Origin of the sequence: Metapseudomonas boanensis (assembly GCF_018704125.1) — a bacterium.
Taxonomy (GTDB): domain Bacteria; phylum Pseudomonadota; class Gammaproteobacteria; order Pseudomonadales; family Pseudomonadaceae; genus Metapseudomonas; species Metapseudomonas boanensis.
In genome coordinates this window covers 1-13,018 of sequence record NZ_JAGTIS010000001.1, presented here as the reverse complement: position 1 = coordinate 13,018, position 13,018 = coordinate 1, and the positions used below count along the sequence as shown (strand labels likewise).

Sequence of the window (13,018 nt, the reverse complement as noted above, 5' to 3'; positions counted from 1 at the left end):
GCTCGACATGGAGAAGCGCGTGGTTAGTCGAAAACGATGCCCTGCGCCAGCGGCAGTTCGCGGGAATAGTTGATCGTGTTGGTCTGACGGCGCATGTAGGCCTTCCAGGAGTCAGAGCCGGATTCGCGGCCACCGCCGGTCTCTTTCTCGCCACCGAAGGCGCCGCCGATCTCGGCACCGCTGGTACCGATGTTGACGTTGGCAATGCCACAATCGCTGCCGGAAGCGCTCTGGAAACGCTCCGCTTCACGAACATCGGTGGTGAAGATGCAGGACGACAGGCCTTGAGGAACCTCGTTGTTCAACTGCAACGCCTGCTCGAAGTCGTCGTAAGCGATGACGTAGAGAATCGGCGCGAAGGTCTCGTGACGCACGACCTCGGTCTGGCCCGGCATCTCGACGATTGCGGGCGCGACGTAGTAAGCATTCGGGTACTGATCCTGAAGTTGACGCTCGCCACCGAACACGACACCACCCTCGTCACGAGCTTTTGCCAGCGCGCCTTGCATGGCCAGGAACGCTTGCTTGTCCATCAGCGGACCAACCAGGTTGTCCTTGCGCGGGTCGCCGATGCGGACCTTGGAATAGGCCGCTTTTACCCGAGCCACAACCTCATCTTTCACGGAACGATGCACGATCAGGCGACGCAGGGTGGTGCAGCGCTGGCCGGCAGTGCCAACGGCGCTGAACAGAATGCCGCGAACAGCCAGATCCAGATCGGCGCTGGGGGTCAGAATCATGGCGTTGTTGCCGCCCAACTCGAGGATGCTGCGACCGAAACGCGCCGCTACTCGAGGCCCGACTTCGCGCCCCATGCGGGTGCTGCCGGTGGCACTGATCAGCGGAACGCGGGGATCGTCGACCAGAACCTCACCCGCTTCGCGATTACCGATGAGCAGCTGGCTCAGGCCGTTAGGGGCCTCGCCGAACTGCTTCAGGGCAACCTCGAACAGAGCCTGGCATGCCAGCGCAGTCAGAGGCGTCTTTTCGGACGGCTTCCAGATTACGGCGTTGCCGCAAACCAGAGCCAGCGAGGTGTTCCAGGCCCATACCGCTGCGGGGAAGTTGAACGCACTGATCACCCCGACGACGCCCAGCGGATGCCAGGTCTCGCGCATGTGGTGGCCAGGACGCTCGGAGGCGATGGTCAGGCCGTAGAGTTGGCGGGAGAGGCCGACTGCGAAGTCGCAGATGTCGATCATTTCCTGCACTTCACCCAGACCTTCCTGAGTGATCTTGCCCGCCTCGATGGAGATCAACTCACCCAGCTGAGCCTTGTGCTTGCGCAGGACTTCGCCGTAGAGGCGAACCAGCTCACCACGACGAGGGGCGGGAACATCACGCCACGCCAGGTACGCCTTGTGGGCGATGTCGACCTTGTCGAGCACGGCAGCCGGACTCTCCAGAGTGACCGATGCGATCTGGCTTCCATCGATAGGGGTATGAACCGCATGGTTGCCCCCTTGGTATGCACTGGCACTTACACCAAGGCTTTTGAGCAGCTCGCCAACCATGTTTATCTCCTGAATCGGGTGAGTGGTTGAATTCATTGACGGGGGTCAGTATCAATCCGAATCCCCAAGGCCAACAAACGACCTTTACGCACCACATCATTCCCCCAGAGAATGATCCATCCAGAACTTTCCGCCCGAGATCACAATGTCCAAACGCTTGCTCCCCACAATGGCCGCCCTCCAATGCTTCGAATCCGCTGCCAGGCACATGAGCTTCACGCGTGCCGCGGAGGAGCTGCATCTGACGCAAAGTGCAGTGAGCAAGCAGGTTGCGCAGCTTGAGGAGATGCTTCAGCACCTGCTCTTCCATCGCGTACGTCGACGCCTGCAACTGACGCCGGCCGGCGAGCTTTACCTGGCCGAGGTCAACAAGATCCTGACGCAGGTGGATATCTCCAGTCGCTACATCCTGTCCTATGGCGGCGAGACGGAAGTGCTCAGGGTGGCCACCCAACCCACGTTCGGGGCCCGCTGGCTGATCCCGAACCTGAAGGGCTTTTCCAAGCGCTATCCCAATATCCACCTCGATATCAGAAACGAACTCGAGCCCTTCGACCTCGTGCAGGCCAAGGCAGACGTAGCCTTTTTCTACGGGCAGGGATCGTGGCCCGGAGCTGCCTGCATCGAGCTGTTCGGCGAAGATGTGGTGCCGGTATGCGCCCCCGAGATTCTGTCCAGGCGGCCATTTTCAAGCGCGGGCGAGTTGGCGGATCTTGTGCTGCTGCAGTGCACTTCGAGACCGGAGGCATGGCACGAGTGGTTCGAAGAGCAAGGAATCAACACCGAGCACAGTTACCACGGCCCACGATTCGATACGTTCTACATGTGCATCAGGGCTGCCCAGGCCGGCTGCGGCGTTGCCCTGGTGCCAAGATTCCTGGTCGAGGACGAGCTTGCAGAAGCCAAGCTCGTGATCCCGTGGAAACACCACAAGGCAAGCCAGGGCTCCCACTTCATCGCCTACGCGGAGCAGTCGATCGACATTCCAAAAGTGAGGAGTTTCGTGGACTGGATCCTGGAAAAAGCAAAAGGGACAAACCAGCGTCCCGCCCAAGGTCCTGAATTCCAGGAATGACCGAGTAATTTTTTTTCGCTTGTGAGCCGTCGACATTCCTCGCTTTGATAGAGAGAAATCCCATTTCAAAGAGGAACACTGCGATGCCATTTCGTGCCCTTGCCTTGACTGAAAGTCAGGCAGCAACATCATTCGCCCCCGCGTTGTGCATGGCTGCTGCAGCGTGCCGGCAAGCGCGGATACGCAACATGGCGGGTGAGGCGGATTGCGCATGAACCAGTCGCATATCAGTTCCTCGCTCTCGATCGTGCACCCCATCACCCTGACCCGTGGGCAGAACGCGCACGTCTGGGACGCGGATGGCAACCAGTACATCGACTTCGTCGGTGGCATCGGCGTCCTGAACCTGGGCCATTGCCACCCGGCCGTGGTCACCGCCATTACCGAACAGGCGCAGAAGCTGACCCACTCGGCATTCAATGCCGTTCCCCATGACGGCTACCGCCACCTGATGAAGGCATTGGCAGATTTCATTCCGGTCAGCTACCCACTGGCGGGAATGCTGACCAACAGTGGCGCAGAGGCCGCCGAGAACGCCCTCAAGATCGTCCGCGCCGCCACCGGTCGCAGTGTCGTGGTCGCCTTTGATGGAGGCTTTCACGGCAGGACCCTGGCGACCCTCAACCTGAACGGCAAGGTTGCCCCCTACAAGCAGCAGGTCGGGGTGCTTCCCGGGCCGGTTTACCACGTTCCCTATCCGAGTCCGGACAATGGGGTGACGGCCGACGAAGCCTTCAAAGCGATCGAGCGCCTGTTCAGTGTCGAGGTCGACGTTAGCGAAGTAGCATGCTTCATCTTCGAGCCGGTGCAGGGCGAAGGTGGCTTCCTGGCCATGGATCCGAGCTTTGCTCAAGGACTGCGCAAATTCTGTGACGCCAATGGAATCTTCCTGATCGTGGACGAGATCCAGTCTGGTTTTGGGCGAACCGGGCAGCGATTCGCATTCCCTCGCCTGGGGATCGAGCCGGACCTACTGCTGCTGGGCAAAAGTATCGCTGGGGGACTGCCACTCGGCGCCGTGGTGGGTCGCGAGACGCTGGTCAACTCGCTGCCGAAAGGCGGGTTGGGCGGTACCTACTCGGGGAATCCGCTGGCGTGCGCGGCTGCCCTGGCCAGCCTGCGGGCAATGACAGACGCAAACCTGGCCTCCTGGGGCGAGGCTCAGGAGCAAGCGATTCTTCGTCGCTATGAAAGCTGGCGTAACAGAGCAATCTCCCCCTGCCTGGGCAGCCTCACCGGCACAGGCTGCATGCGTGGTATCGAACTGAGGACACCCAATGGCGCTCCCGGAACCCAGCAACTGGCTACCCTTCTCGAAGCCGCCCGGAAGAAAGGCCTGCTGCTGATGCCAAGCGGCAAGAGCCGGCACATCGTTCGCCTCCTCGCGCCCCTCACCATCGAGCCCGAGCTCTTCGAAGAAGGCTTGGACATCATCGAAGAATGCCTGGCCGGTATCCGCTGAAACCATGATTGCCCGACTTGCTACACCGGTAGAACCCACCAGGCTCTACCGCGCCTTCCTTGCGTCGCTCAAGGATCGCGGCTTCCAGGGGGAGATCACTCCGGATTATGGAAACCGCACGGTGCTGGCGACCGACAACTCGATCTACCAGCGCCTGCCACAAGCGGCGCTGTTTCCCCTGAGCATCGAGGATGTACAGCTCATCGCAGCGCTGGCTGCAGAACCGGAGTATCGGGAAATCGTCATCACCCCCAGGGGTGGTGGCACGGGAACCAACGGCCAGTCGCTGACCCATGGCCTGGTCGTCGATCTCTCCAGGAACATGAACAGGATCCTCGAGATCAACGTCGATCAACGCTGGGTGCGCGTGCAAGCCGGCGTGGTGAAGGATCAGCTCAACGCTGCCTTGAAGCCTCACGGACTCTTTTTCGCCCCGGAGTTGTCGACCTCGAACCGCGCGACCATCGGTGGAATGATCAACACCGATGCCAGTGGCCAGGGCAGCTGCACCTATGGGAAAACCCGAGACCACGTTCTGGCACTGGATACCGTCCTGCTCGGCGGTCATCGGCTCAGTACCGGCCCCTTGGCTGCCGAAGAGCTCGACAGGATGGTCGCTAACCCTGGGCGGCTGGGCAAAGTCCACAAGGCCATTCTGGCTGTTCACGAAGAGCACGCCGAGCTCATCGAAGCCAGCTTCCCCAAGCTCAATCGCTGCCTCACCGGATACGACCTCGCACACATTCGCGATGCTGACGGCCGCGTCAATCTGACCAACATCCTGTGCGGATCAGAGGGGTCGCTTGGCTTCGTCGTCGAGGCGAAGCTGAACGTTCTCCCTATCCCGAAGCACTCGGCCCTGGTCAACGTCTCCTACGCCAGCTTCATGGAAGCACTGCGCGATGCCCAGGCGCTGATGGCCTTGGCGCCGCTCTCCATTGAAACGGTCGACTCGAAAGTGCTCGGTCTCGCCATGCAGGACATCGTCTGGCACGAGGTCGCCGAATACTTCCCGGCAGACCCTGTAACCCCGACGCTTGGCATCAACCTGGTCGAATTCAGTGGCGATGACCTTGCAGCCCTTGAAGCTAGGGTTGGCTCCTTCATCGAGCACCTGCAGCAGGACACCAGTGTCAGGCGAATCGGGCATACCCTTGCGAGCGGAGCCTCGTCTGTCGCTCGCGTCTACATGATGCGCAAACGCGCCGTTGGCCTGCTTGGCAACGTCGAGGGCGAGGTCAGACCGCAACCCTTCGTGGAGGACACCGCGGTTCCGCCCGAGTCACTGGCGGACTTCATTGCCGAATTCCGCGCTTTGCTCGACAGCTTCAACTTGCAGTACGGCATGTTTGGCCACGTCGACGCCGGGGTACTGCACGTCCGCCCGGCTCTCGACATGAAAGACCCGGCGCAAGCAGCGCTGGTGCGCCCCCTCACCGATGCTGTGGCCCAGCTGACGCACAAATACGGCGGCCTGCTGTGGGGCGAGCACGGGAAAGGTGTGCGCTCGGAATACGCGCCCAGATTTTTCGGCACGCTTTACCCGGCACTGCAAGCCATCAAGGCGGCATTCGACCCGTTCAATCAGTTGAACCCCGGCAAGATTGCCACCCCGCTCGGCTCGGCAAATGAGCTGCTGAAAATCGACGAGGTCACGACACGAGGCGAGCTGGACCGCCAGATCGATGAGCGAGTTTGGCAGAGCTACAGCTCGGCCGTTCACTGTAACGGCAATGGGGCCTGCTACAACTACGACCCCCTTGATGCAATGTGCCCATCCTGGAAGGCAACGCGCGAACGAACCCAGTCCCCCAAGGGAAGGGCATCGCTGGTGAGGGAATGGCTCCGCCTTCAGGGGCAGGAGGGTGTCGACGTCCTCCAGGCAGCTGGCCGGATAAGAACCTCCTCCCTCTCCACCGGACTTCTCGGCAAGGTCCGGCACACGCTGAACAAACGCCGTGGGGAGCAGGACTTCTCCCATGAAGTCTTCGACGCCATGTCAGGCTGCCTGGCGTGCAAATCCTGTGCTGGGCAGTGCCCGGTGAAAATCAACGTCCCCGAGTTCAGGTCCCGCTTCCTGGAGCTCTACTACAGCCGCTATCTGCGCCCACTCAAGGACTACCTGATCGGGTCACTGGAGTTCACCATTCCGTACCTTTCAAAAGCGCCGTCGGTCTACAACACCCTCATGCAATCGGGTGTCACCAAAGCGCTTCTGAAAAACCATGCGGGAATGGTGGATAGCCCGTTGATCAGCCGGACAGACCTGCGACCCACACTGGAACGCTGGGGAATCGAAACCGCAAGCCCCGAGACGCTGGCCGCGATCCCGGAGCAGGAGCGCGAGCGCAGCGTCATCCTGGTCCAGGATGCATTTACCCGCTACTTCGAGACTGAGGTATTCATCGACCTGATCGAAACGCTCTCGCGGCTCGGTTTCAAAGTCCTGATTGCGCCCTTCCTGCCGAATGGCAAGCCGTTGCAGGTCCTGGGTTTCCTGGGCGCATTCGAGAAAGCCGCACGCAAGAACGCCGCCATGCTCAATGGCCTCAGCAGCCATGGCGTGAAGCTGGTCGGCCTGGATCCCGCCATGACCCTGGTATATCGCCAGGAGTACAAGAAGCTCCTGGGCCATGAAGCCCCCGAAGTCCTGCTGCCACAGGAATGGTTGATCGAGGCACTGGACAAAGCACCCATCGCCCCCCGTGGTGGCGCGCTGCTGCCTGGGCATGACTACTACTTGCTGAGCCATTGCACCGAGAAGACCAATGCCCCCGCCGCGGTAACGCTCTGGACTGAGGTATTCAAGCGGCTGGGGCTCAATCTCAAGATGATATCGACGGGTTGCTGTGGCATGTCCGGAACATACGGACATGAGACCGCAAATCGAGAGACCTCCGAGAAGATCTTCGACCTCTCCTGGAAAGTGGCCATCGAGACATACGGTCCCCCTGACCGACTGCTTGCGAATGGTTACTCATGTCGCAGCCAGGCGAGTCGGCTGAGTGCAGTCGATCTTACTCACCCCGTGCAGGCCCTTCTGAAGCACCTGACCACGGCCTAGCTCCAGGCCTCTGGGCTCCTGGCCGTAGCTGGCCAGGGGCCTTCTGGTTGGTTTCCAGCGGATCGCATCAGTACGCAACATCCACTACGCACAGCGCACCCTACTGGGCACTGCACGCGGTCGAGGGTGCGCCATACGCACCACGTGCCTGCGCCCAAAGCACCAATCTTCTCGCCGTCATCGGCTTGCTCCCGTCCATCATTCATGGTCGGCAGGGTTGCTTTTGACTGAAGAAAACAACGGACCTGACAACAGGCCGCAGTCATTACGGCCACTTCATTACCCAGAGGAATGAAGTACTGAGGAGATGTCGTTTGTAAGCGGATTTGAAGCTGATCAGAATCCTGACCATACCGCCGCCGTTGCTGCTCGGTTTAGTGGTTCCATTATTGAGTCCAGGAGATCTCTTCACCATGAACGACCAGGGGTTCGTCAGCCCAGACGAAATTCGCGCCCAGTTTTCACGCGCCATGTCTGATATGTACAAATCGGAAGTTCCCCTCTACGGCACGCTGCTGGACCTTGTGGCAGAGACCAACAAGAAGGTGATGGAAGATTCCCCTGAAATTGCAGAGCATCTGCGCTGGACCGGCGAAATCAGCCGACTGGCAATGGAGCGCCACGGGGCGATACGGGTGGGGACAGCCGAGGAGCTCGCCACGATTCGTCGCCTTTTCGCCGTCATGGGGATGCAGCCGGTTGGCTACTACGACCTCAGCCCGGCCGGTGTTCCTGTTCACTCGACTGCCTTCCGTGCCGTGCACGAGAGTTCGCTGCAAGTCAGTCCGTTCCGTGTCTTCACCTCCCTGCTGCGCCTGGAGCTGATCGAGAACCCCGAGCTCCGTGAACTTGCCTCCCACATCCTCGCCAAGCGCAACATCTTCACCCCGCGCGTGAAAGAGTTGATTGCCAAGTTCGAGGCCAAAGGCGGCCTCGGCGAGGCAGACGCCAATGAGTTCGTGAAGGAAGCGCTGGAAACCTTCCGTTGGCACACTCAGGCAACCGTGACCGCGGCCGAGTACAACCAACTGCATGATCAGCACCGTCTCATTGCGGACGTGGTGGCCTTCAAAGGCCCTCATATCAATCACCTGACCCCACGGACGCTGGACATCGATCAGATCCAGGCCGGCATGCCGAAATGCGGCATCACTCCCAAAGCTGTTGTGGAGGGACCGCCACGTCGCCGATGCCCGATTCTCCTGCGCCAGACCAGCTTCAAGGCGCTCCAGGAAAAGGTCGCCTTCGTTGACCAGGACCGCGCCGAGGGCAGCCACACGGCGCGCTTCGGCGAGATCGAACAGCGCGGCGCAGCCCTCACCCCCAAAGGACGGGCACTGTATGACCTTCTGCTGAACGCTACTCGAGATGAACTGAAAGAGTTCCCAAGCGAACACAACGCCAAGCGCTACAACGATCTGCTCGAGAAGTACTTCAAGGACTTCCCCGACAGCCACGAGGAGATGAGAAAGCAAGGCCTCGCCTTCTTCCGCTACTTCGTCACCGAGAAAGGGATTGCAGCGAGAAGCGACGTCGTTCGGCCTCGCACCCTGGACGACCTGATCAGCGCAGGCCATGTCCATTTCGAACCGCTCGTTTACGAGGACTTCCTGCCGGTAAGTGCCGCAGGGATCTTCCAATCCAACCTCGGCGACAACGCCCAGGTCAGTTATGAAATCACCTCCAACCAGGCCGGCTTCCACGCCGCTCTGGAGGCTCCTGTTCTCAACGAACTGGAACTGTACGCAGCCACCCAGCGGCGTTCCATTCTCGAGTGCGCCGCAACCCTCCAACTGCCGCCGCTCGTCTAGCGGAGGACGCTGGCGCCGGGCGGCAGTCGACAACGGGTGGATTGCCGCCTGAGCTCAAAGGAACTCGACCAGAAGCGCCACACGGCCATTACCCACAAAGAGTCGTCCTCCAACCGCCCTACTACACCGCTGCCTTGCCCTAGGAGTCACGCATGAACCTGCCAGCAAACAGTCGAAACGGAGGCCAGATACTGGTTGATGCGTTGCGCATCAACGGTGTCGAACGCGCATTCTGTGTCCCTGGTGAAAGCTATTTGGCCGTCCTTGATGCGCTTTACGATGCGAAGGATGAGATCGATCTCATCGTGTGTCGGCAGGAGGGCGGCGCAGCGTATATGGCCGAGGCCTACGGCAAACTGACCGGAAAGCCGGGCATCTGTTTCGTGACCCGAGGGCCCGGGGCGACCAACGCGTCGGTCGGCGTGCACACGGCATTCCAGGACTCCACACCGATGATCCTGTTCATCGGTCAGGTTGCCCGGGACCAGATGGAACGCGAGGCGTTTCAGGAAATCGACTTCCGGAGGATGTTCGGAGCTCTTGCCAAGTGGGTTGTCCAGATCGACGATACGCGCCGGATTCCGGAGCTTGTCAGCCAGGCTTTCCACCGGGCAATGAATGGCCGCCCCGGGCCGGTAGTCGTAGCGCTCCCCGAAGACATGCTCACCGACATCGTCGAGGTAGCGGATGCTGGTCCGGCACGCGTCATGGAGCCACATGCAGCCCCGTCGGAGATGCGAGCGCTTCAGCATCTGCTGCATCAAGCCGAGCGCCCGCTGATGATTGTCGGTGGCGGTGGCTGGAACGCTCGAGCGGTTGAGGATATCCGCCATTTCGCCGAGCGCCACAACCTTCCCGTGGCAGCGTCGTTCCGCTGTCAGGACCTGTTCGATAACACACATCCCAACTACGTCGGTGACCTGGGATTCGCGGCCGGCCCGAAGTTGACTCAGGCCGTCAAGGATTCCGATCTCCTGGTCGTCGTTGGCTCACGCCTGGGGGAGGTGTCCACTGGCGGCTACACCACGCTGGATATTCCCACTCCCAAGCAGGCGCTGGTGCATGTTCACCCTGGCATCGAAGAGTTGGGGAGGGTTTATCAGCCGACTCTCGGGATCAACAGCAGCATGGTCTCGTTTGCCGCGCTCGCCGCCGAACTCCCGGAGATTGACAGCAACCGCCATGCGAACTGGACCGAGGCGCTCAACCGTAATTACCGGGAGAACCTCTACTTCGAGCCTTCCCCTGGCCCAGTCCAGATGGCCGAGATCATTTCCTGGCTGAGCGAGAAGCTGCCCGCCGATGCAATCCTCACGAACGGCGCTGGGAACTACTGCGTCTGGGTCCAACGGTTCTACCAATACCGGCAGTTCCGAACCCAACTTGGCCCAACCAACGGATCGATGGGTTATGGCGTCCCGGCAGGCGTGGCAGCAAAGCTCACCTACCCCGAACGTACCGTGGTTTCGTTCGCCGGCGACGGCTGCTTCCTCATGAATGGGCAAGAGATCGCCACCGCGGCGAGCTACGGCGCCAACGTCATCTTCATCGTCGTCAACAACGGGATGTACGGCACCATCCGCATGCACCAGGAACGCACCTATCCCGGACGGATCAGCGGCACGGACCTGCATAATCCTGATTTCGCGGCCTTGGCTCGGGCATACGGACTCCACGGGGAAACCGTCGAGTGCACCGCAGATTTCGCGCCGGCATTCGAGCGCTGCCTGGGCGCAGACAAGCCATCCTTGATCGAAGTCCGGATCGATCCGGAGGCAATCACTCCGCGGATGTCCCTCAGCCAGATTCGACTCGAAGCACAAAGCCGGCGTTGAAACATCCCGGAGGCAACGGCCCCCTTGGTCGCCACTTGGATCACCGCTTGGCGGCGGCCAGGGGTTCGAGCCACAACAACACTGTTTCCAGCAGGCTCGAAAGCGCATCGATCCAGTGGTCTGTTTTCTAAGTTCGTGGACTTCAATCCGAGCGAGCAAGCGCTGGTCTCCCCTCGCCCTCCGGGATAGGGGCGGGGCGAGCTGCGTTCGGATGTGAGAAGTGCAACCAGCCTACAAAGACCGCGATGGATAATCGAATTATCTAAACATGCCACTAGCAATTTGGCAGAAACCCACGCCCCTCGCGGATAGCGCCAGAAATCGCCCCAGAGCGCCGCCATTGTGCTGGCGTGTAGCGAAGCCATGGGCTCCTGAATGAATCAGACAGGCGGTTACCGCCCCCCTCGGCTAAGGGTGGAAGACGGGTAGGTCAAGCCAATGTGTCAACAATTGTATTGCCAAGAACGAATATAAGTCTTATTTTCCCCCAGCAAACCGACAATGTGTCGACACTAAAGTCGTCATCTAGAGATCATCACCCCTCGGCAAGGGGACAGTTTCGTAGGTGCAGACCAACAGTCCGCAACGCTGAGTCGTCATCCTCGATTGCAGACTCTGCTCCTACATTTTTCGTTCGCAGAAGCCGATCCGCCCCAAACCGGAACACTCGCCCATGTGCACCAACGACAGGAGACTCCACCGTGCTTGAAACCTATATCCAACATGTGAAAGCACGCGCGGAGGAAGGCCTCCCGCCCCTCGCGTTGAACGCCGAACAAACCGCAGGCCTGGTCGAACTGCTGAAGAACCCGCCGGCCGGCGAAGAGGCCTTCCTCCTCGACCTGATCACCAACCGTGTTCCGCCGGGCGTCGACGAAGCCGCCTACGTCAAAGCCGGTTTCCTCTCCGCTATCGCCAAGGGCGAAGCCAATTCCCCGCTGATCAGCAAGGCCCGCGCCACCGAACTGCTGGGCACCATGCAGGGCGGCTACAACATCGCCACCCTGGTGGAACTGCTGGACGACGCCGCACTGGCCTCTGTCGCCGCCGAGCAACTGAAGCACACCCTGCTGATGTTCGACGCCTTCCATGACGTCGCCGAACGCGCCAAGCAAGGCAACGCCGACGCCCAAGCCGTGCTCAAGTCCTGGGCCGATGGCGAGTGGTTCAAGTCCAAGCCGGCGCTCGCCGAGAAGTCACCCTGACCGTGTTCAAGGTCCCCGGCGAAACCAACACCGACGACCTGTCCCCGGCCCCGGACGCCTGGTCCCGCCCGGATATCCCGCTGCATGCCCTGGCCATGCTGAAGATGGCCCGCGACGGCATCGAACCGGCCCAGCCCGGCGCCATCGGCCCGCTGAAGCAGATCGAAGCGGTCAAGGCCAAGGGCTTCCCGGTCGCCTACGTCGGTGACGTGGTCGGCACCGGCTCTTCCCGCAAGTCCGCCACCAACTCGGTGCTGTGGTTCTTCGGCGATGACATCCCCAACGTGCCGAACAAGCGCGCCGGTGGCTTCTGCTTCGGCAACAAGATCGCCCCGATCTTCTACAACACCATGGAAGACGCCGGCGCCCTGCCGATCGAATTCGACGTCGCCAACCTCAACATGGGCGATGTGATCGACGTTTATCCCTACGCCGGGAAAGTCTGCCGTCATGGCAGCGATGAGGAACTGGCCACCTTCGAACTGAAGACTCCCGTGCTGCTGGACGAAGTTCGCGCCGGCGGCCGTATCCCGCTGATCATCGGCCGTGGCCTGACCGAGAAGGCCCGTGCCGAGCTCGGCCTGGGTGCTTCCGACCTGTTCAACATGCCGGAATCCCCGGCCGACAGCGGCAAGGGCTTCACCCTGGCGCAGAAGATGGTCGGCCGTGCCTGCGGTCTGCCGGAAGGCCAGGGCGTGCGTCCAGGCACCTACTGCGAGCCGAAGATGACCACCGTCGGCTCCCAGGACACCACGGGGCCGATGACTCGCGACGAGCTGAAAGACCTCGCCTGCCTCGGCTTCTCCGCCGACCTGGTGATGCAGTCTTTCTGCCACACCGCCGCCTATCCGAAGCCGGTGGACGTGCGCACCCACCACAGCCTGCCTGACTTCATGCGCAATCGCGGTGGCGTCTCGCTCAAGGTGGGCGACGGCATCATCCACAGCTGGCTGAACCGCATGCTGCTGCCGGACACCGTCGGCACCGGCGGTGACTCGCACACCCGCTTCCCGATCGGCATCAGCTTCCCGGCCGGCTCCGGCCTGGTCGCC

The 13,018-nt window shown here is 61.0% G+C and carries 6 protein-coding genes and 1 pseudogene; 6 read left to right on the top strand and 1 reads right to left on the bottom strand.

Annotated elements, in window-relative coordinates; all coding sequences use genetic code 11:
• Nucleotides 1-23: 23 nt before the first annotated feature.
• Nucleotides 24-1,514 (bottom strand): L-piperidine-6-carboxylate dehydrogenase, encoded by a 1,491-nt coding sequence (gene amaB / locus J7302_RS00035; protein ID WP_215368382.1) that lies wholly within the window; start codon nt 1,512-1,514, stop codon nt 24-26.
• A 145-nt stretch (nt 1,515-1,659) separates the two neighbouring features.
• On the opposite strand from amaB, the gene J7302_RS00030 reads away from it, so the two are divergent.
• The 6 genes and pseudogenes from J7302_RS00030 to J7302_RS00005 form a co-directional block, all read left to right on the top strand.
• Entirely contained in the window at nt 1,660-2,589 is a 930-nt protein-coding gene (locus J7302_RS00030) for a LysR substrate-binding domain-containing protein (RefSeq protein ID WP_215368380.1), read from the top strand.
• A gap of 211 nt (nt 2,590-2,800) precedes the next feature.
• The gene (locus J7302_RS00025; protein ID WP_215368377.1) at nt 2,801-4,051 is read left to right on the top strand and encodes a 2-aminoadipate transaminase; all 1,251 of its coding nucleotides are present in this window, start codon (nt 2,801-2,803) and stop codon (nt 4,049-4,051) included.
• A 4-nt stretch (nt 4,052-4,055) separates the two neighbouring features.
• Nucleotides 4,056-7,115 (top strand): D-2-hydroxyglutarate dehydrogenase YdiJ, encoded by a 3,060-nt coding sequence (gene ydiJ, locus J7302_RS00020; protein ID WP_215368374.1) that lies wholly within the window; start codon nt 4,056-4,058, stop codon nt 7,113-7,115.
• Nucleotides 7,116-7,528: 413 nt separating this feature from the next.
• Nucleotides 7,529-8,926 (top strand): 2-oxoadipate dioxygenase/decarboxylase HglS, encoded by a 1,398-nt coding sequence (gene hglS / locus J7302_RS00015; protein ID WP_215370676.1) that lies wholly within the window; start codon nt 7,529-7,531, stop codon nt 8,924-8,926.
• Nucleotides 8,927-9,078: 152 nt separating this feature from the next.
• The gene (locus tag J7302_RS00010; protein WP_215368368.1) at nt 9,079-10,761 is read left to right on the top strand and encodes a thiamine pyrophosphate-binding protein; all 1,683 of its coding nucleotides are present in this window, start codon (nt 9,079-9,081) and stop codon (nt 10,759-10,761) included.
• Between the two features lie 701 nt (nt 10,762-11,462).
• Nucleotides 11,463-13,018: pseudogene (locus J7302_RS00005) on the top strand (bifunctional aconitate hydratase 2/2-methylisocitrate dehydratase); the annotation flags it as partial.